Source organism: Methylobacterium sp. J-048 (genome assembly GCF_022829515.1).
Classification (GTDB): Bacteria; Pseudomonadota; Alphaproteobacteria; order Rhizobiales; family Beijerinckiaceae; genus Methylobacterium.
Window position 1 is genome coordinate 18,680 of record NZ_JAKSYL010000122.1, and the last position, 18,921, is coordinate 37,600.

17 protein-coding genes are annotated in these 18,921 nt (G+C 66.8%); 9 read left to right on the forward strand and 8 right to left on the reverse strand.

Annotated elements, in window-relative coordinates; all coding sequences use genetic code 11:
- Nucleotides 1-216: 216 nt before the first annotated feature.
- Entirely contained in the window at nucleotides 217-999 is a 783-nt protein-coding gene (locus MKL09_RS10350; RefSeq protein WP_244020043.1) for a lytic transglycosylase domain-containing protein, read from the reverse strand.
- A 737-nt stretch (nucleotides 1,000-1,736) separates the two neighbouring features.
- Between MKL09_RS10350 and MKL09_RS10355 the strand changes: the two genes are divergently transcribed.
- Complete coding sequence (locus tag MKL09_RS10355; protein ID WP_244019963.1) at nucleotides 1,737-2,423, forward strand: class I SAM-dependent methyltransferase; 687 nt, start codon at nucleotides 1,737-1,739, stop codon at nucleotides 2,421-2,423.
- A gap of 51 nt (nucleotides 2,424-2,474) precedes the next feature.
- Entirely contained in the window at nucleotides 2,475-3,086 is a 612-nt protein-coding gene (locus MKL09_RS10360; protein WP_244019964.1) for a hypothetical protein, read from the forward strand.
- Nucleotides 3,087-3,268: 182 nt separating this feature from the next.
- On the opposite strand, the gene MKL09_RS10365 is transcribed toward MKL09_RS10360, so the two are convergent.
- Nucleotides 3,269-4,960, reverse strand: coding sequence for an aminotransferase class III-fold pyridoxal phosphate-dependent enzyme (locus MKL09_RS10365; RefSeq protein WP_244019965.1), 1,692 nt, complete (start codon nucleotides 4,958-4,960; stop codon nucleotides 3,269-3,271).
- A gap of 32 nt (nucleotides 4,961-4,992) precedes the next feature.
- Between MKL09_RS10365 and asd the strand changes: the two genes are divergently transcribed.
- A complete protein-coding gene (gene asd, locus MKL09_RS10370) occupies nucleotides 4,993-5,892 on the forward strand; it encodes an archaetidylserine decarboxylase (protein ID WP_244019967.1) in 900 nt (299 codons plus the stop codon).
- 8 nt (nucleotides 5,893-5,900) lie between these two features.
- On the opposite strand, the gene MKL09_RS10375 is transcribed toward asd, so the two are convergent.
- A complete protein-coding gene (locus MKL09_RS10375) occupies nucleotides 5,901-7,568 on the reverse strand; it encodes a methyl-accepting chemotaxis protein (RefSeq protein ID WP_244019969.1) in 1,668 nt (555 codons plus the stop codon).
- Between the two features lie 704 nt (nucleotides 7,569-8,272).
- On the opposite strand from MKL09_RS10375, the gene MKL09_RS10380 reads away from it, so the two are divergent.
- From MKL09_RS10380 to MKL09_RS10400, 5 genes are read left to right on the forward strand one after another with little or no spacing between them, the layout of a single operon-like run.
- Nucleotides 8,273-9,151: an ABC transporter ATP-binding protein gene (locus MKL09_RS10380; RefSeq protein ID WP_244019970.1), complete on the forward strand. Its 879-nt coding sequence runs from the start codon at nucleotides 8,273-8,275 to the stop codon at nucleotides 9,149-9,151.
- Nucleotides 9,148-10,041 (forward strand): branched-chain amino acid ABC transporter permease, encoded by an 894-nt coding sequence (locus MKL09_RS10385; RefSeq protein WP_313901177.1) that lies wholly within the window; start codon nucleotides 9,148-9,150, stop codon nucleotides 10,039-10,041. Before MKL09_RS10380 ends, MKL09_RS10385 begins: the two co-directional genes overlap by 4 nt.
- 4 nt (nucleotides 10,042-10,045) lie before the next feature.
- The gene (locus tag MKL09_RS10390) at nucleotides 10,046-11,080 is read left to right on the forward strand and encodes a branched-chain amino acid ABC transporter permease (protein WP_244019971.1); all 1,035 of its coding nucleotides are present in this window, start codon (nucleotides 10,046-10,048) and stop codon (nucleotides 11,078-11,080) included.
- A 51-nt stretch (nucleotides 11,081-11,131) separates the two neighbouring features.
- Nucleotides 11,132-12,490 carry an ABC transporter substrate-binding protein gene (locus MKL09_RS10395; protein WP_244019972.1) on the forward strand — a complete coding sequence of 453 codons (1,359 nt, stop codon included), beginning with the start codon at nucleotides 11,132-11,134 and terminating at the stop codon, nucleotides 12,488-12,490.
- Nucleotides 12,487-13,275: an ABC transporter ATP-binding protein gene (locus tag MKL09_RS10400; protein WP_244019973.1), complete on the forward strand. Its 789-nt coding sequence runs from the start codon at nucleotides 12,487-12,489 to the stop codon at nucleotides 13,273-13,275. The genes MKL09_RS10395 and MKL09_RS10400 overlap by 4 nt, the downstream gene beginning before the upstream one ends.
- 198 nt (nucleotides 13,276-13,473) lie before the next feature.
- On the opposite strand, the gene MKL09_RS10405 is transcribed toward MKL09_RS10400, so the two are convergent.
- From MKL09_RS10405 to MKL09_RS10425, 5 genes are all read right to left on the reverse strand, one after another.
- On the reverse strand, nucleotides 13,474-14,511 hold the full coding sequence (locus MKL09_RS10405) for a TAXI family TRAP transporter solute-binding subunit (protein ID WP_409566918.1): 1,038 nt from the start codon (nucleotides 14,509-14,511) through the stop codon (nucleotides 13,474-13,476).
- Between the two features lie 113 nt (nucleotides 14,512-14,624).
- The gene (locus MKL09_RS10410; RefSeq protein ID WP_244019975.1) at nucleotides 14,625-15,635 is read right to left on the reverse strand and encodes a hypothetical protein; all 1,011 of its coding nucleotides are present in this window, start codon (nucleotides 15,633-15,635) and stop codon (nucleotides 14,625-14,627) included.
- A gap of 276 nt (nucleotides 15,636-15,911) precedes the next feature.
- Entirely contained in the window at nucleotides 15,912-16,172 is a 261-nt protein-coding gene (locus tag MKL09_RS10415; protein WP_244019976.1) for a hypothetical protein, read from the reverse strand.
- Between the two features lie 132 nt (nucleotides 16,173-16,304).
- The gene (locus MKL09_RS10420) at nucleotides 16,305-16,805 is read right to left on the reverse strand and encodes a hypothetical protein (RefSeq protein WP_244019978.1); all 501 of its coding nucleotides are present in this window, start codon (nucleotides 16,803-16,805) and stop codon (nucleotides 16,305-16,307) included.
- A gap of 128 nt (nucleotides 16,806-16,933) precedes the next feature.
- Nucleotides 16,934-17,323, reverse strand: coding sequence for a hypothetical protein (locus MKL09_RS10425; protein WP_244019980.1), 390 nt, complete (start codon nucleotides 17,321-17,323; stop codon nucleotides 16,934-16,936).
- A gap of 448 nt (nucleotides 17,324-17,771) precedes the next feature.
- Here MKL09_RS10425 and MKL09_RS10430 point away from each other — a divergent pair, with 448 nt between their 5' ends.
- Nucleotides 17,772-18,920: a sensor histidine kinase gene (locus MKL09_RS10430; protein WP_244019981.1), complete on the forward strand. Its 1,149-nt coding sequence runs from the start codon at nucleotides 17,772-17,774 to the stop codon at nucleotides 18,918-18,920.
- Nucleotide 18,921 lies beyond the last annotated feature (1 nt).

An 18,921-nucleotide genomic window follows, 5' to 3' on the forward strand; every position in this document is an offset into this window, starting at 1 on the left:
TCGCGGAGCGGGCGTCGGCCGGATCATCCGCGCCGCGGCTCGGGAGAGCCGTCAGCGCGTATCGATGGACCGGCCGGCCCCGCCGGGATGAAACAGCGGGAGCGGGCCGGCTTTTCTGCGGCGGCTGCGTGGTCGATTGCGGTTCGATCGGGACCATTTTCGGGCGGATACAGGTAAACTCTCCAAACGGGAGCTGTATCCGCCCTGGAACAAGCCTCAATCGTTGTCGATCTGTCTCCCGAGCTGGGCGATCGCCCGCTCATAGACCGGCGCGGCATTCCAGCCCTGGATCGCCACGAAGTTCGGCTCGCCGGGCTGGTAGCCGGCTCCCGCGCGCCAGCCGTGAGCCTTCAGGAAGTTCGCGGTCGACGACAGGGCGGCGCCGACATTGTTCAGGTCACCGGTGCCGTAGGTCAGGACGTTCTTCGGCAGGAACTGGGTGTGGCCGACCTCGCCATGGGCCGCACCGCGGGTGCTCGACGTGAGCAGGCCCCGGTCGACCAGGGTCAGCGCCGCGTAGAGCTGGTCGGTGAAGTATTCGGAGCGGCGGCAATCATATGCCAGCGTCGCCACCGCCGACAGCGTGTTGACGTTGCCGCGGACCGCGCCGAACCCGGTCTCCATGCCCCAGATCGCCAGCAGCGGGCCCGGGGGAACGCCGTAGCGCTGCTCGATCGAATCGAACAGGGCGGCATTGGTGCGCTTGAGCTGACGTCCCTTCGACACGATGGTCGGTCCGCCGCGCTTGGCGAGGAACTGCTCCAGGGACAGCTTGAAGCTGTGCTGGCCGCGATCGGCCGAGATCGTGGCGGTGGAGTAGCTCGTGGTCTCGAGGGCCGCCAAGCTTGCCGCGCTGGCCTTGCCGCGCGCCTCCTGGGCGAATTCCCGCTTCCAGATTTCGAACCCGGCTGCCGTGTTGCCGCACTGCGCGGCCTCCGCCCGCCCGGCCATTCCGGCGAGCCCGGCGATCGCCGCCACAGCCAGGGTCATACGCCGCATTTGTTCGATCACGCGAGACACTCCTTCGGCGCGAAACCGCGCCACGTTCTTCAACCGATACCGGGGAACATCTCGTCGACAACAGGGCGAGATGATGTCGGCCAAACCATCCGGGGGCAGTGTGGTATTCGGACCATAGCCCAAGCGTGCCGGACTGCTGAGGCATCCGGGCCGGGGTTTCTCAGTCATCGTGAATGCGTTGATCGGAAAGCCGATGCCGGGAGGCCGGCCGCGCCGCCGGTGCGGCCGTATCGTAACCGACGCATTCCTCCGCTAAGCGAGGCCCAAGACGAGATAGGATTTCACGCTGATCTTTCGCGGATCAATGCTTTGCCAGCGAAGCGTATGTCCGTAAAAGAACCTTTTGTGATGTCACAACATTGTCAAACGACAATCATAGCTTTGCCGGCGGAAAGATCGCCGCGGAGAGACGGTGTGGGGCCGATGACGTTCCGCTTAGCTTTGCGCCTCCGGCGCCGCCGTTTCTTCTGATCGCGGTGCCACGATGTCCATGATGTCATCGGCGGATCGTCCGCGTCCGGCCCTCCACGGCCGGCGCTCCGAGGTGTTTCCCGTCATCTGGTCGGCGCCGCCGGAACGGGCAGCGAGGCGCGAACCCAGCGTGATCCGAATCCGGGTCTGAACCCGGCTTTCTCCTGAATCCCGGATCGATCGGCCGACGACAGGGCCGGCGGCCGGGTGCCTCAGCCTGACAGACAGTGAGAGACAGGACCCTCATGGCCCTCGGAACGCAGAGCACCGGTTCACCGCGGGCGGCGACGCTCGGTCCCGATCTCGATCGTGACGGTGTCGCCAAGGCCTATGGCCGCTGGGCGCCGGTCTACGACCTGGTGTTCGGCCCGGTCTTCGCCCAGGGCAGGACCCTGGCGGCCGCCGCGGCCGAGCGGATCGGCGGGCGTGTCCTGGAAGTCGGCGTCGGCACCGGCCTGTCGCTGCCGGCCTACCGGCGGGCCTCCGGCATCGTCGGCATCGATATCTCGGCGCCGATGCTGGAGAAGGCGCGCAGCCGCGTGGCGCGGCTCGGCCTGCGCAACGTCGAACGGCTGGCCGTCATGGACGCCGAGCATCTGGACTTCGCCGACGCCTCCTTCGACGTGGTCGTCGCGCAATATGTCGTCACCGCTGTGCCGCACCCGGAGGTGGCCCTCGACGAATTCGCCCGGGTGCTGCGCCCGGGCGGCGAGATCGTCATCACCACCCGGATCGGCGCCGAGGGCGGCCTGCGCCGTCTGGTCGAGCACACGCTGATGCCGATCACGAGCCGGCTGGGATGGCGGACCGAATTTTCCTGGGCGCGCTACGCCGCCTGGGCGGCAACCGCGCCCGTGGAGGTCGTCGAGCGCCGCGCCCTGCCGCCGCTCGGCCACTTCTCCCTGATCCGCCTGCGCAGGCACGACGCCTGAGCGCGCACGCCTTCCTACCAGCCCACCCACGACCACACGGAGACGAACGGCATGGCGAGCTTTCTCGAGACGTTGCGCGTCCAGCGCTGGGACGACCACCGCTACTACCACCACAACCGGATCAACCAGAGCCTGCACTTCGTCAGCGCGGTGAGTTTTCTGGTTGCCTACGCGATGGCGTTCAAGGATCCGGCCACGGCGGCGCTGATCGGCTGGCTGCTGGCGATGACCAGCCGGCAATCCGGCCATCTGTTCTTCGAGCCGAAGGGCTACGACCACGTCAACAACGCGACCCACGAGCACAAGGAAGAGATCAAGGTCGGCTACAATCTCCAGCGCAAGATCGTGCTGCTGGCGATCTGGGCGCTGTCGCCGCTGCCGCTCTACTTCGATCCCACCCTGTTCGGCCTGCTCGAGCCGCACCGGACGACCACTGACCTGATCCGCAACGTCGGCTGGATCTGGCTGTGGCTCGCGGGCGCCGGCCTGCTGTTCCGCACCGTGCAGCTGTTCTTCGTGCGCGACGTGCAGACCGGGCTGGTCTGGGCGACCAAGATCCTCACGGACCCGTTCCACGACATCAAGCTCTACCACAAGGCGCCACTGGCATTGCTGCATGGTGAGATGGTCGAGGAGCACGAGCCGCACGAGCACGGCGCCTGAGCCGAGCGTCGCCAGGCGGTGGAATCCCTGCCGTACTGACGACGCCGCGAGACGATCCCGGTTTCAAAAGGTCGTCGACCTTTTGCAGGTGCAGGGTGGAACCCTGCGAAGACTTCGCGCTGCGCATTCGGGGCTGCGCGCCCTGAACCCCGCCAGAGGGCCGGGGGCCTTCGGAAACCCGATCAGGCCTGGTCCGGTGCCTTGAGGCCGAGACGGGCGCCCAGCTTGCCGAACCGGACCGCCGCGACCTCGCGCAGGATCGCCCGGCGGATCGCCTTGTCGGTCGGAGCGCCACACTCCCACCAGCCATCCGCCCGCATGGCGTTCGCGGCCGCCACGAACCGCGCGGCGACCGCCTCGAAGGCCGCGTCGTCGTAGGCGAGGCTGAAGATCATCCGGCCGGTTCCCACCCAGGACAGGGCCAGCCCCTCGGCGCGCAGGTAGAATTGCAGCATCCAGTTGTAGCGCGACGGCCGCGTGTAGAGGACCGTCCAGACCGTGGACATGTTGGCGACCCGCACCGGCAGGTCGGCCTCGGCCAGCAGGGCGTTGAGCCGCGCGGCCCGGGCATCCCAGGTCGCGTCGAGGTCGCGGTACAGGGCGGCGACCTCCGGCGTCTCCAGCCGGTCGAGGAACGCGCTCATGGCGCCCATCACGGAGGGATGGGCGTTGAAGGTGCCGCGGGCGAAGCAGATGTCCACCGGACGGTCGTCGCGGAAGCGCCGCATCAGGTCGGCGCGCCCGCAGATCACGCCCACCGGCAGGCCGCCGCCCAGGGTCTTGCCGTAGGTCACCATGTCGGCGCGCACGCCGAAATATTCCTGCGTGCCACCTCGGGCGAGGCGGAATCCGAGGAAGACCTCGTCGAAGATCAGCACGATGTCGTTGGCCGTGCAGACCGCGCGCAGCTCCTGAAGCCACTTCGTATAGGCAGCAGGGTCGAAGGCGGCCTTGCGGCCGCTGTCGACCAGGGCGGAATCGGACGGCGCGCCGGCATTCGGGTGCATGGCCTGAAGCGGATTGACCAGCACACAGGCGACGTCCCGGCGGCTGGCGAGCACCTGCAGCGTCCGCGCCGACATGTCGGCCAGGGTGAGCGTGTCGCGGGTCGGTACCGGGTTGCCGATGCCCGGCTGCACCTCGCCCCACCAGCCGTGATAGGCGCCGCAGAAGCGGACGATCCGGCACCGCCCGGTGTGGTATCGGGCGAGGCGCACCGCCTGCATTACCGCCTCGGTTCCGGACATGTGGAACGAGACCTCGTCGAGGCCCGACAGGTGCTTGAGCCGCGCGACATTGCCGGTCACCACCGGGTGCAGCGACCCGAGAACCGGCCCGAGCGCGCCGACCTTCGCGGCGCCCTCCTCCAGGCAGGCGCGGTAGAAATCCACGCCGAACAGGTTGACCCCGTACGACCCGGCCAGGTCGTAGAACACGTTGCCGTCGAGATCCGTGATGGTCACGCCCTCGGAAGCCGCGGCGAACGCGCCGGCCCCGAGATACGCGCGCACGTGCCGGGCAAACTGGAACGGCACCCGGTACAGGCCGGTGAACTGGAGATCCGAGAGGCCGTCGCGGACCGCCTCGGTCTCGGCCCGGGTGCGGGCGAACCGCGTCCGGTAAAGGTCGCTGAGCCGGGCGAAGCCGTTCTCCCGCCGCAGCGCCACCGTCTCATCCGGGTCGTCGGCGCGGAAGAAGGCGCGCTCGGCATAGGCGTAATGCGGGATCAGCCCGGCCACGCGCCGGGCCATCCGGGCGTGGCCGGTGAGCGAGGGATGCTTGGCCCGCGACAGCTGCAGGCGCTGCGCGGCCTTGGGCAGGGCGAACAAGGCCGCTGCAGCGGTGACGGACAGGGTGGCGAGGAGTGCGGACATCGCCCCACGCCGTATCGGAGGCGGTTCACGGCATGATGACGGTTTCGGCGGGATCGCGGCTGCGGCGCGCCCTGGCGCAGGTCGGCGCCCAGGAGGATCTCAATTTCTTGCTCACCAACCGGCTGCCGCGCCGGCTCGCCACCCGGTTCATGGGCTGGTTCAGCCGGATCGAGCAGCCGCTGGTGCGCGATGTCTCGATCGCCACCTGGCGCCTGTTCTGCGACGTCGATCTGAGCGACGCAGCCGAAACCGAGTTCCCGAGCCTTCACGCGGCCTTCGTCCGCGCCCTGCGCCCCGGCGCCCGCCCAATCGCCCTGGACCCGACGATCCTGGTGAGCCCTAGCGACGCGATCCTGGGTGCGCATGGCCGGATCGAGGCCGGCCGGCTGCTCCAGATCAAGGGCCTGTCCTACAGCCTCACCGATCTGCTGGGGGGCGACGCGGACTTGGCCCGCGCCCATGAAGGGGGCGCCTACGCGACCCTGCGGCTGACCGCCGGGATGTATCACCGCTTCCACGCCCCCCACGACCTGCGGGTCGAATCGGTCCGCCACATCTGGGGGGACACGTGGAACGTGAACCCGATCGCACTGAAGCGGGTCGAGGCCCTGTTCTGCCGCAACGAGCGGGCGGTGCTGCGCCTGCGGATCGCCGGCCACGCCGTGACCCTCGTGCCGGTCGCCGCGATCCTGGTGGCGGGCCTGCGCCTCGGCTTCCTGCCGGAGGGCGTCGCTTTGCGCCGCACCGGCGGGCGCCCCCTGCCCTGCACCGCCCGCCTGGAGAAAGGCGCGGAGATGGGCTGGTTCGAGCACGGCTCGACCATCGTGGTGCTGGCCCCGCCGGGCTTCACCCTGTGGCCGGCCCTGCAGGAGGGCGCACGCCTGCGCATGGGCGAGCCGCTGATGCGGCTGCCGGAGCGGACCTTTGCGTAGCGCTCGTCTCAGGCCGCCTGAACCTTGGTGAGGAAATCCGCGACGCCTTCGGTCAGCCGCTCCGACTGACGGGACAAGTCGGTCGCGGCGGCCAGCACCTGCGACGCGGAATTTCCGGTCTCGCCGACGGCAGCGGTGACGGCGCCGATATTGGTCGTCACCGCCTGCGTCCCCTGAGCCGCTTGCGTGACGCTCCGGACGATCTCCTGGGTGACCGCCCCCTGCTCTTCCATCGACGCGGTGACGCCGACTGCGATGGCGCGGAGTTCCACGATGGTCGCCGAGATCGCCTGGATGGCTTCCACGGCACGGCGCGTCTCGCCCTGGATGGCGATGATCTGGTGAGAGATCGTCTCGGTGGCCTTCGCGGTCTGCGCGGCGAGTTCCTTGACCTCGCCGGCCACGACCGCGAAGCCGCGCCCCGCCTCTCCGGCGCGCGCCGCCTCGATCGTCGCGTTGAGGGCGAGGAGATTGGTCTGCGCGGCGATGTCGGTGATCAGTTCGACCACCGCCCCAATCTTCTGGGCGCCATCCGCCAGTTCCCGCATGATCGTGTTGGTCTGGACGGCGTTGGTGGCGGCGCGTTGCGCCATATCGGAGGATCGGACGATCTGGACGTTGATCTCGCTGATCGACGCCGCAAGTTCTTCGCTGGCCGCCGCGACGGTCTGCACGTTGGCCGAGGTCTGCTCCGCCCCGGTTGCGACGCTGAGCGATTGGGCCGCCGTGTGGTCGGCTGTCCGGCTCATCGCCTGGGCCGTGGCCTCCATCTCCTCCGCGGCGGCCGACAGGGCCTGGGTCATCTTCATGACTTCGGCGCGGAACGTACGCGTGGCCTCGTCCAGAACCTGGGCACGGCGATTCTTGGCTTCGTTCTCGACAGCCGCATCCGCGTCCGCCCGGCGCTTGGCGATGAGGGCGTCCTTGAAGACCTGCACCGCCCCGGCCATGGCGCCGATCTCGTCTTGACGGTCCGCGCCGGCGACCGGCGCCTCGATATCCCCCGCGGCGAGGCGGGTCATCGTGGCCGTCATGCCGGTGAGGGGCCGCGCCACCTGCATCAAGACCGTGACGATTCCGTACGCGATGGCGATGGTCGCGAGGACGAGAGAGGCAACGAGCAGGGCGCCCGTCCAGCCCGACGTCGTCCGCGCCTGCTCGAACTCCTCGCGCCCCACCCCGATCTGCAAGGCCGTCAGCTTGCCGAGAGCGGCATGAGTCAGCGTCATCGCGTTCAGGAGCGCGGCATGCGCATCGGTATAGGCGCTCATCGCGTTCGCATTGGCGTGTCGCACCAGATCGCTGATGAGCGGGTCGTTCCGGTCGATCTGCGCCTGAAGGTCCGCTGCGAGAACCTTCTCTTCAGGTGTCAGATAGGTAGCGAGGTAATCGGCCCATTGCCGCTTCACGTTGGCCTGTTCGCGCTGGATAGTCTGAATGCCCGCGCGTGGATCGGTCTTCCCGTCCCGCACGGATCGCGACGCCTCGACCATGGCGTCGTAGGCGTCGCGCAAGCCGCTGAACTGACCGAGCGGAACGACGCGATCATCGAAGACCGTCTGCAGGCTCTTCGTGTTCCAGTAGAGCGCGAGATTGCCGAGTGCCGTCGCGCCCAACAACAGGACGCCCAAGACGCTGAGAAGCGCGATGAGGCGAATTCTTATGGTCAGGCGCATCAACGACGTCCGGTGTCAGGCGATTCGGCTCAAGAATTAAGGCGTCAAGATATCATCGGAGAGGTAAATCTAAAGTAGCGTTGTCATGTGCGACATCGGTTCGATTTTTATCAACTTTGAGTTTAAAGACGTGAAGAATCACGCTTTTTTTAAATGAAAAATGCGATTGTTTCTGTGCTGCTCTCTTCGATCCGCCCGGTCTGATAGGCTTTCGGGCGAGAAAATGCGCACCGACGCTCGCCTAGCATCCGCTGTATCCTGGGCGCCGTACAGTCATGACACCCGCATCGAGACGGGCCACGTTTGGTCCGCACGTGGATGCAGGTCACCCCGGTTGCGCGATCCGACACGACGCCCGTGGCTTCGGCTCTGATCACCCCCTGCAGGCGTGACGCGGTTCGCGCAAATCAGCGTGTCTTGAGGCTGCCTCGGAACCGCTGGCTCGCATCGGGAAATGGAAAATTTTCTCTTCTCCCCTGAAGCCGCAAAAAACCAGGCTCGAAGCATTTCATACAAGAGATTATCCTGCCTTTGACTCGCGTGTCGAAGACTAGCTATACTTCAGTGCCGGAATAAAGAACCTCACACCGATGCTCAATCGACGTAATGATTGCGGCATCATTATTCTTGATCTTGACGCAGCCGGTGACGGGTCTGCGCGCGGGCACGTTCGGATGCAGGATGCCTCACAGCGAACCGTGCCAGTGCTGAGACGGCAAAACCGCTCTGAGGTCGCGCAACTGAGCGACGCTCGGTCGTCGCGGCGGGGCGGTCCGGCGCGTGAGGCGGACCGCACGATCCTGGCGGTCGAAGGGCTGTCGCTGGCGTTCGGCGGCACCGTCGCCTTCGCGGAGATCGATCTGTCCGTGAAGGCGCATGAGATCCACGCCGTGATCGGGCCGAACGGGGCCGGAAAATCGTCGCTGATCAACGCGATCAGCGGTCTCTACGCGCCGCAGGCCGGGCGCGTCCGGATCGGCGACGCATCCTTCGCCCGGGTCCCGAGCCGACAGCTCGCCGCTCTCGGCGTCGCGCGGACCTTCCAGAATCTGGCGCTCTTCGCCGGCTTGAGCGTGCGCGACAACATCCTCTCCGGGCTCGCAGGGGACCGGACAGCGGGCCTCGCCGCACAGCTCCTCGGCCTGCCCTCGGCCCGTCGCGAGGCACGCGAACATCTGGCGCGCGCCGCAGCGGTGATCGAACTTCTCGAACTCGGTTCGTTCGCCGAACGAAGAGCCGGCAGCCTGCCCTACGGCATTCAAAAGCGGGTGGAGCTGGCCCGCGCCCTGGTCGCCCGCCCGCGCTTGCTGCTGCTCGACGAGCCGATGGCCGGCATGACCGCCACCGAGAAGTCCGAGATGAGCGGCTTCATCCGCACGGCGCGCGAGACCTATGGCACGGCGATCGTGCTGATCGAGCACGATATCGGCGTCGTCATGCGCCTGTCCGACCGGGTCACCGTGCTGGATCACGGCCGCCGCATCGCCACCGGTACCCCGGCCGAGGTTCAGGCGAACCCGAAGGTGATCGCCGCCTATCTCGGCCTCGAATCCGAGGATGTCGCGGACGAGGACGCTGCGTGAACCCGGATCTCGCCTTCCTCATCGAGGTGATCGTCGGCGGCCTGCTGTCGGGCGTGATGTACGCCCTCGTGGCGATCGGCTTCGTGCTGATCTACAAGACCTCCGGCGTGCTCAACTTCGCCCAGGGGGCGATGGTTTTGTTTGCCGCGCTCACCTTCGTGAGCCTGCTGGAGCGCGGGCTGCCCTTCGCCGGCGCCCTCGCGGCGACCCTGGCAGTCATGGTCGTGCTGGGGCTCGCGATCGAGCGGGCGGTGCTCCGGCCCCTGGTCAACCAGCCGCCGATCACCCTGTTCATGGCGACCCTCGGGGTGTCCTACGTCATCGAGGGCGCGGCACAGCTCGCCTGGGGGACGCAGGTGCACGGGCTCGATCTCGGCATCGACGATACGCCGTTCGAGGTCGGCGGCGTGCTGGTCAGCCGGTTCGATCTGTTCGCCGCCGGGATCGCCGGGCTTATGGTCGCCGGTCTCACGGCGTTCTTCCGCTACACCCGCATCGGGCTCGCGTTCCGGGCGGTCGCCGACGACCCGTTGGCCGCCTTGAATGCCGGTCTGCGCCTGCCGCGGATCTGGTCGGCCGTCTGGATCGCCGCCGGCCTCGTCGCCCTGGTGGCGGGCCTCCTGTGGGGCGCGCGCCTCGGCGTTCAGTTCTCCCTGTCGCTGGTCGTGCTCAAGGCCCTGCCGGTGCTGGTGCTGGGCGGCTTCGATTCGATCGCCGGTGCGATCCTGGCCGGCCTGATCGTCGGCGCGGCGGAGAAGCTGTCGGAAGTCTATCTCGGCCCGATCATCGGCGGCGGCATCGAGGGCTGGATCGCCTATGTCGCCGCGCTCGCCTTCCTGCTGATCAGGCCCTCGGGCCTGCTCGGCCTGCGCACCATCGAGCGGGTCTGAGCCGATGGCTGGAATCGCGTCCGTCGGCGCGCAACGCACCCTCCCCGCCGGCGTCACCAGCGTGGCGCTGGTGGCTCTGGTCGCTGTCGGAATCGTTCCGCTCATCGGCACGAGCTACCTGTACGAGGCGATCCTGACCCCGTTCCTGGCGCTGGCACTGGCCGGTCTCGGGCTGAACCTGCTGACTGGCTATGCCGGGTTGCTGTCCCTCGGCTCCGCAGCGTTCATGGCGGTCGGCGCTTACGCGGCCTTCAACCTGTCTCTGCGCCTGCCGTTCCTGCCGCTTCCGGTCGTGATCCTGATCGCCGGGGGCGTCGCCGCCCTGACCGGGGTGATCGCCGGCCTGCCGGCCCTGCGGCTGCGCGGCTTCTACCTCGCGGTCTCGACGCTCGCGGTGCAGTTCTTCGTCGCCTGGGCGCTCAACCGCATCGGTTGGCTGTCTAACGACAGCCCGTCCGGGATCGTCTCTGCGCCGCGCCTGATTGTGGCGGGCATTTCGTTCGAGGATGCCCGCGGGCGCTACCTGTTCTCCCTCGCGGTGGTCGCGCTGCTGAGCTTCGCGGCGTGGCGGCTGGTGCGGTCGCCCACCGGCCGTGACCTCGTGGCGATCCGCGATCACGAGATTGCGGCCCGGATCACCGGCGTGCGGGTGGCGCGCACCAAGCTGCTCGCCTTCGCGCTCTCGTCGTTCATCGTCGGGGTGGCGGGGGTGCTCTGGGCCTTCGCCTATCTGCGGACGCTGGAACCCGCCGGCTTCAACCTCGATCGCTCGTTCCAGATCCTGTTCATCGTCATCATCGGCGGGCTGGGCACCCTGCGCGGTGCCTTTCTGGGCGCGGGGTTCATCGTCGTCCTGCCGCTGGTGCTGGCGCGTCTCGGCGCCGCGATGCTGGGCGACGGCTTCGATTCCGGCACCCTCGAGATGTGCCAGCGCATGGTGCTCGGGACGCTGATCGTCGCCGTGCTGATCCGCGAGCCTGCTGGCCTGACCGCCCTCCTCGACCGCGCCGTTGGCCGGCTTCGGGGTCGGGCGGACTGATGTTTTTCCAACCCAGAAGATTGTGAGACGCCGATGATGTCAGGACCCCGCATGCGCGCCGCCCTCCTGGCCGGAGCCGCCCTGCTCGGCCTCGCCGGCGCAGCCGAGGCCGACGAGCAGTATTTTCCGCTGCAGAGCTACCGCGTCGGCCCCTACGCGGCCGGCGGCACCGGCTTCTTCGGCGGCTTCATCGACTACCTGAACCTCATCAACAGCCGCGACGGCGGCGTGAACGGCGTCAAGCTGACCTGGAGCGAGGGCGAGACCCAGTACGAGGTCGAGCGCGGCGTCGAAGTCTACGAGCGGTTGAAGTCGCGGCCCGGCATCGCCGCCAGGAACCCGCTCTCGGTGGGCATCGCCTACGCGATGATCGACCGGGTCACCGCCGACAAGGTGCCGCTGATCACCATCAACCACGGCCGCACCGATTCCACCGATGGGCGGGTGTTTCCCTACGTCTTCCCGCTCCTGCTCAATCCCTACAGCGAGACCAGCGGCATCGTCGCGTATCTCGGCACCCGGGCTGGCGGCCTGGACAAGCTCAAGGGCAAGACGATCGCGGTGCTCTACCACGGCTCGCCCTACGGCAAGGAGACGATCCCGATCTTCGAGACGCTGGCCAAGACCTACGGTTTCAAGGTCGAGCAGATCGAGGTGCCGCATCCCGGCAACGAGCAGCAATCACAATGGCTCACGATCCGGCGCCTGCGGCCCGATTTCGTGGTCCTGCGCGGCTGGGGCGTGATGAACCCCGTCGCTTTGAAGACCGCCCAGAAAACCGGCTTCCCGGTGGACCACATCGTCGGGAATGTCTGGTCGAACTCGGAGGAGGACGCGATCCCGGCCGGCGATGCCGCGAAGGGCTACGTCGCCATCACCACCCAGGCGTCCGGTACGGAATACCCGGTGATCCAGGAGATCGTCCGCAAGGTCTACGAGCCGGGGAACGGCAATCTGGCGGACAAGAAGCGCATCGGCAGCGTCTATCACAATCTCGGCGTGCTCAACGGCATCCTCAACGTCGAGGCGGTGCGGATCGCGCAAGGACGCTTCGGCAAGCGCACGCTGACCGGTGACGAGGTCCGCTGGGGCTTCGAGCATCTGCGCATCGACGAGGCCCGGGTGGCCGAACTCGGCGCCAAGGGTCTGTTCCACTCGATCAACGTCACCTGCGCCAACCACGAGGGCGAGGGCCGCGTCACCTTCCAGCAATGGGACGGCGCGAAATGGAAGGTCGTCTCCGACTGGATCGCCCCGGACTGGGCCAGCCTGCGCCCGATCATCGAGGCTTCGTCCACGGCCTACGCCAAGGAGCACGGCTTGACCCCGCGCGACTGCGCCGCCGAGGAACAGGCGGATGCCGGTACCAGGAATACCTCGGCCGAGCACGCGGCGGCGGAAAGCCGGTGACGCAAGCGGCCAGCAACACCCTCCTGCGCGTCGAGGCGCTGGAGGCCCGCTACGGCGGTGCGGTCCGTGCGCTCGACAGGGTCGATCTCCATGTCGACGCGGGCGAGATCGTGGCGCTGGTCGGCGCCAACGGTGCCGGCAAGACCACCCTGTTGCGGGCGATCTCCAACCTCCTGCCGGCCGTGCGGGGGCAGGTCACGGGCGGGCGCATCACCTACGCGGGCGCGGATGTCGGACACAGCCGCACCGACGCTCTGGTGCGCCGCGGCCTCGTCGGCGTGCTCGAAGGGCGCCACTGCTTCCGCGCGCTCACGATCGAGGAGAACCTCGTCACCGGCGGCCTCGGGCGCGGTGCCTCGCGTAGCGAGCTTCGGGCGGATCTGGAGCGGGTCTACGACCTGTTTCCACGGCTCAGGCAGAAGCGCGCCATCGCGGCGGGCCTCGTCTCCGGCGGCGAGCAGCAGATGGCCGCGATCGGCCGCGCCCTGATGGGCCGTCCAAAACTCCTCGTCCTCGACGAGCCTTCGATGGGCCTCGCGCCGAAGATCGTGGAGGAGATCTACCGGATCCTCGCCGCCCTCAACCGCGATGAGGGCCTCTCGCTGCTGGTGGCCGAGCAGAATGTCCGGCTCGCCTTGCGCCATGCTCACCGGGCCGTGGTGCTGGAGAACGGCCGCAGCGTGCTGGAAGGCAGCGCCGCTTCCCTGCGCGGTCGCGACGACGTGAAGGCGTTCTATCTCGGCGCCGGCGTCGCCCCCCGGCCGGCCGCCCTCGCCCTGGGGTGACGCTTGAAGGGCAGTCCTTGATCGCGCTGCAAGCCGAAGGTCTTCCACCGTAAGGTTCGGGCGAGCGAGCATGACGCTCCCGACACTCTGCGGAACCCGGAGGATCAGCGCCAAACGTATCGGTCATGCAAGCTGACTCGGACTCAGACGAAAGGCGTTGGGTGCGACGCGTCGGCCCCTCAAAACCTCTCGATGCTGTCATCGAGCCTGGCGCCACTTCAGATAGGCCTGATAGATTTCTTCTTTTCCGGCCTGCCGGTTGGCCTGCGCCTGGAAGAAGCGGTCGAGATCCGGTTGAGAGGCCACGTCCTGCTCGTGGTGACGATCGAGCCACTCCTGCGCGGGGCGGAAGCGCGTCCATCCGTTCACCGAGGCCGCCAGGTTGACCTCGCGCCATTTCGGATGCCGCTGCGGGGCCAGGAACTTGTCGAACTGGCCGAAGAAGGCGTCGACGAACCGGACGAGCTTCTCGTAGCGCGGCGATCCCCGCGGGCTGTTGTAGACCCCCAGGACCGTGCCGACGGCGACGGTCTCGATCGCGTCCCCGTTCACGAGTTTCGGATAATCGGCCTGCGTCAGGGTGGCGGGAACGTAGGCGTCGTTGATCGCATCGGGATAGGGCGCACTGACGAAGTGGAAGCGGTCTTCCGGGTCGAAGCCCGCGATGAAGGCCACGGGCTTGGCGGCTACCGAGGCGACGGCCTGGATCTCACCCTTGCGCAGCATTTCGAGGGCGGTCGGCTGGTCGACATTGACCGCCTCCACGCCGATGCCGAGCTCGCGGAACATCGCGCGACCGCTATAATCGGTGCCGCTGCCCTTGACGTCGAAGCTGACCCGCTTCCCGGCGAGATCGCTGATCGTCCGGATCGCGTTCGGCGCGATGATGTGCAGCTCGTCGTTGAACAGCTTGGCGATGAACTGGATGTGCCGCTCGATGTTCTTCAGGCGCTTATCCTGCCGCAGCTGTTCCAGCGTGTCGGTACGGACGAAGCCCAGATCGACGCCCTTCAGGAATCGGATATCGTAGGCGTTCTCGCCCGCACCCTTGCCGAGGATCGGCAGGACCCGCAGCTTGTCGCCGTCGTCCAGCGCGAAGGCTAGGTCGGCACCGATCCGGAAATAGGTCCCGCCGGGGGTTCCCGTCACCACCGTGACGGTGTTCGCGTTCATGCGGTCGCCGAGGATGGCCTCCGTCACGGAATCGGGGTGCGCCGATGATGCATCGGTTGCCATCGCGGCGGGACTTGCCACCAGGGCGGCAAGCCCGAAGAAGGCGGCGAATCTGGCGAGCCTCGGCATGAATACGTCCCCCGCTGATCTGTCAGCTGTCCGTGGTTTGCGCGTCCTCAGCGACCTGTGGCGGCCAGGCGCCGCTCGTCCGCCCGGTCCTGGCGCGCGGCCTTCGCGTACAGACTCTGGGCGAGGTCTTGATCCGACCGCAGGCCGCGCACTTTCCAGGTCCGCAGCATCGCCGGGTCCCAGGTCTGCGCCAGCAGGAAGGTCGCGTTCGGCGCGTCGCGCGCTTGGGCGCGCTCCAGCAGGAGCCGGGCACCGCTGATGTCGCCGAGCCGGATCAGGCCCCTGGCACGCTCGACCAGCGGGTCGGCCACCGTCGCCGGACGCGCGGGCACCGCAGGGCGTGGAACGCTCGTAGCCTCGGTCCCGGCGCCGGGTTTCCTCTCGGCAATTGCGGGGGGCGCCGTGATTGCTTCACGGGGGGCGACAGGTGCGGGTTCCGGCACGAAGACATCGGAGGGCGGCGCGCCGGAATCGGCGACAACGGCAAAGGCCTGGAGGGGCGGCGCCGTCTCCCCGATTTGAGCGGAACGCCGCCCGGAACTGCCCGGCGCGTCGCCGCGGGCCGCCATGTCGCGGCTCATGCTCTCCGGTATGAAATTGACGGTGAGGCGGCTCGACGTGACATCGATGTGTCCGCCGGATTCCGGAGTCCAGATCGCCGCGACGGCGAGCGGGAAACTGCTTTCGCGCTCGTCGCCCTGCAGGATCTGGATCTTCGAAAGATCCCATGCGCTGACATCGACGTCGTTGTTGTCGCTGGTCGACGAAAACGTATTGGTCGAGTCGCTGATCGTGACGCCGCGGGGAAGCCCAAGCAGCTTGATCGCTTCGATATAGACATTCCGGACGCGGACCAGCTTGATGTCCAGAGGGAGCGCTACGCCGATCGTTCCGGAGGCGTCATGGGTTCTGATCAGGAGATCCGAGGTTGTGCCTTGCGTCGAATCCGCATCATTTCGGCTGACGGGCGCGGTGGGCTCCGAGCGGCGGCGACCGTCCTCACTCTGCGCGAAGGCAGGTAGGGACAGCGATAACGTCAGAGCGAGCGCTGTCGACATGCGTCCACCCCATATCCGGCAAGGCATTTCCATCGGATGCGCTCCGTGCCAGGCGTTTTATTGCTAATTTTTTCACCGAATATAATATCTCCAAATCATAGTCAATCAACAGCGATTATCGCCAGTTACGGTCGGCTAGACGATGGTGACAAACACGGTCTTTTTAGAAGCCACACCGATCCGAGCAGCCCGCATTAACGCCGCTCGACATGTTTCGCGCGCCGATCCGCGGGAGATTTCAGCCGGCACAGCAGGATGGGATTGATCGGAGGACGTTCAGGTCCGGGGCGCGTTCCGGCCGCTATTGCCGTGCCCGTTCCCGGTGCCGAAATTTCCGTTGCCGTTCGTCTGATTGCCGTTTCCGTTATTCGAGCCGGCGTTGCCATTGCCATTGCCGTTGCCCGAGCCGACCGGTGAGATCTGCGTATGGGGCCGATCTCGTGCCAGCTCTGCGAGGGCGGCTACGCGGCCGGGCGCGGCCTGGGCCGCGCTGAGCCCGAGCAGGCTGAGCGCGAGAACAGCGAGGGTTCGATGCACGGCTCTCGGCTCCATCAGATGCGTCGCCCTCCTCGGGGCGACTCCGGTCGCGTGCGGACGGGAAATGCGCCCGTCCCGAATTTCGAGACGCGCGCCGCCGCCTGAACGGTGCCAGCTTCGACGGTGGACGCCTTACCGGCGGAAGAGGGACGGCAGGGAGGTGTTCCCGTTGAGGTTTCCATTCCCACTACCAATGTTGCCGTTGCCGTTGCTGCTGCCGCCGTTCAAGTTTCCATTGCCGGCGCCAACGTTGCCGTTGCCGTTGTGCGAGCCGGAATTGTAGTTGCCGTTATAGGCGCCGATATTGCCGTTTCCGTTGCCGGCACCGGTGTTCCCGATGCCGTTGAACGCGCCGACATTGCCCGTTCCACTGTTGAAGGCGCCGACATTGTTCGATCCGGAATTGAACGCGCCCATATTGCCGTTCACGATGGGCGTACCGCTGCCGTTACCGTTGCCGGTGCCATTTCCGGAGCCGATGTTCCAGTTGCCGTTGCTATTGCCGTTCAAGGATCCGATGTTGCCGTTTCCATTACCGACACCGTTCCCAATGGCGAAGATCTGGGCTTGCGCTGGTAGAGCCGCTGCGCTGATCAGCCCAAAAAGGGCTACGGGAAGGAGTGGAGACTTCATCACGCTGCTCCTTGTTCTGCGTCGAGCGACTGCTGACGCGCATCCGTCCCTCGATGGCCGTCCAAGCACAGACGGCCATCACCTGATGAGCCTTTGGCAGGCTGCCTTACGGCCTCCGAGGCGTACCGTCAGAAGGGCGAGTTCCGGCTGCCGTTCCGGTTGCCGTTGGAGCTGCCGAGGTTGTTGACGCCATTCAGATTGCCGTTGCCGACGGCGAAGACGTTGCGGTTACCGTTCAGGTTACCGTTCAGGTTGCCAGTGTTCAGGTTGCCGTTGCCGTTGCCGTTGCCGATGCCGACGAAGTTGGCGTTCCCGTTCAGGTTGCCGTTGCCCGATCCGATGTTGCCGTTCCCGTTCAGGTTGCCGTTCAGGTTGCCCAGGTTGAGGTTGCCGTTGCCGTTGCCGTTGAGCGAGCCGGCATTCGCGTTGCCGTTTCCGTTGCCGTTGCCGGAACCGACGTTGCCGTTGCCGTTGCCATTGCCGTTACCCACCACCTGAGCCGACGCCAGCGAGGGCATGCCGGCGAGGGCGAGAGCGGCGACGGCCGAGAGTAGGATGGTCCTCATCGCGCATTCCTCCTGTCCGATGCATGCCCAATCTCATTTGCGGGTTGGGACATGCGGTGCGTTGCTCGGGTTGAACAACACGTTCAGGTTGCAGCGTGGGTCCGGCGATGAATAGCCGTAAATCTGAGCTAACCTGTGTTGGCTACGCCTTTTGGATAATGAACCGCATTAGTCTTCGGCAAATCGCTCCGTTATTTTCCATATTATCGAGCAATCGTAAAATTATTTGATCAATACACATCATGATATTCAATAATCATGGTATTTCATTTGATCTAATGCCGACATCTTGGACAATAATACCGGTTTTGATTTTGGTGAATTCAACGTATATTCCTAAGTAAGCGGCTACGAGCCGCGATGTTGATGTCGTCCGCAACGACGGAGGGGAGACGCGGCGGTGCAGAGATCGGAACGCACGCGATCTGGTCGGGGAACGGAAGCCCAGCACGGCCTCTCGGCGCGCGACCTGCGCGAGACCCTCGACGAGATCGGTATCTGCACGTGGTCACTGAACCCCGCGACCGGCCGGGTCGCCATCTCCAAGAATTGCCACCACGTGCTTGGCGTTCCGGCGCGGTGCCTGCCCGATCACGATGCTTTCCAGGCTGTCGTGCATCCCGAAGATCGCGCCGCCCGGGCCGCGGCGGTTCGCTGGGCGCTGGAACACGGCGGCCGCTACAGCATCGAGTATCGCGTTCGCCAAGCTGACGGCGAGTTACGCTGGGTGCGCTCCCACGGGCGGGCTGAGATCGGTGGCGGTGCGCGCATGACCCGCTTCCGCGGCATCGTCTATCGTATCGACGAGCACCGGCAAGCCGAGGCGCGCCTGCAGCGCCTCCAAGCCGATCTCATCCACGTCTCGCGGCTCTCCGCCATGGGCGAGATGGCTTCGGCCCTCGCTCACGAACTCAACCAGCCGCTCGGAGCGATCAGCAACTACGCGGCTGCGTGCGACCACTTCCTCGCGGAGCCCGGAAACGCGCAGATCGACGCGGCGCGCACAGCGCTTGCCGCTGCAGCCAAACAATCGCAGCGGGCGGGGGCGATCATCCGACGGCTGCGGGACTTCGTGACCCGGGGCGAGACGGACCGGCGGCTGGAGAGCGTCGCGGGGCTCATCGACGATGCCTGCGATCTCGCCCTCGTCGGAGCCCGGGAACAGGGCGTCGAGGCGCGGATCGATCCGGGGCCGCCAGGGATCCGCGTTCTCGCCGACCGCGTGCAGATTCAGCAGGTTCTGGTCAACCTGATCCGTAACGCCTGCGAGGCGTTACGGGACAGCGCACGTCGGCACCTGGCGATCGTCGCAGCCGCACACGGCGATGGCTTCGTCTGCATCAGCGTCTCGGATAGCGGGCCTGGTATCGCAGAGGCGGTCGCCGAGACGCTGTTTCTGCCTTTCGTCACGACGAAGTCGACCGGAATGGGCGTCGGATTGTCGGTTAGCCGGTCGATCGTGCTTGCGCATGGCGGCACGTTCACCGTGGGCAGCTCCGCCTTAGGGGGCGCCACGTTCCGATTCACCCTGCCCGCGGCTGAGGACTGAC

What these genes read in the sequence shown, in the direction of transcription:
- MKL09_RS10405 (WP_409566918.1), bottom strand. Translation starts at nt 14,511, where the DNA reads ATGGCAACCGATGCATCATCGGCGCACCCCGATTCCGTGACGGAGGCC.
- MKL09_RS10425 (WP_244019980.1), bottom strand. Translation starts at nt 17,323, where the DNA reads ATGCCCTCGCTGGCGTCGGCTCAGGTGGTGGGTAACGGCAATGGCAAC.
- asd (WP_244019967.1), top strand. Translation starts at nt 4,993, where the DNA reads ATGATGACGGTTTCGGCGGGATCGCGGCTGCGGCGCGCCCTGGCGCAG.
- MKL09_RS10350 (WP_244020043.1), bottom strand. Translation starts at nt 999, where the DNA reads ATGCGGCGTATGACCCTGGCTGTGGCGGCGATCGCCGGGCTCGCCGGA.
- MKL09_RS10365 (WP_244019965.1), bottom strand. Translation starts at nt 4,960, where the DNA reads ATGTCCGCACTCCTCGCCACCCTGTCCGTCACCGCTGCAGCGGCCTTG.
- MKL09_RS10360 (WP_244019964.1), top strand. Translation starts at nt 2,475, where the DNA reads ATGGCGAGCTTTCTCGAGACGTTGCGCGTCCAGCGCTGGGACGACCAC.
- MKL09_RS10390 (WP_244019971.1), top strand. Translation starts at nt 10,046, where the DNA reads ATGGCTGGAATCGCGTCCGTCGGCGCGCAACGCACCCTCCCCGCCGGC.
- MKL09_RS10410 (WP_244019975.1), bottom strand. Translation starts at nt 15,635, where the DNA reads ATGTCGACAGCGCTCGCTCTGACGTTATCGCTGTCCCTACCTGCCTTC.
- MKL09_RS10355 (WP_244019963.1), top strand. Translation starts at nt 1,737, where the DNA reads ATGGCCCTCGGAACGCAGAGCACCGGTTCACCGCGGGCGGCGACGCTC.
- MKL09_RS10375 (WP_244019969.1), bottom strand. Translation starts at nt 7,568, where the DNA reads ATGCGCCTGACCATAAGAATTCGCCTCATCGCGCTTCTCAGCGTCTTG.
- MKL09_RS10420 (WP_244019978.1), bottom strand. Translation starts at nt 16,805, where the DNA reads ATGAAGTCTCCACTCCTTCCCGTAGCCCTTTTTGGGCTGATCAGCGCA.
- MKL09_RS10395 (WP_244019972.1), top strand. Translation starts at nt 11,132, where the DNA reads ATGCGCGCCGCCCTCCTGGCCGGAGCCGCCCTGCTCGGCCTCGCCGGC.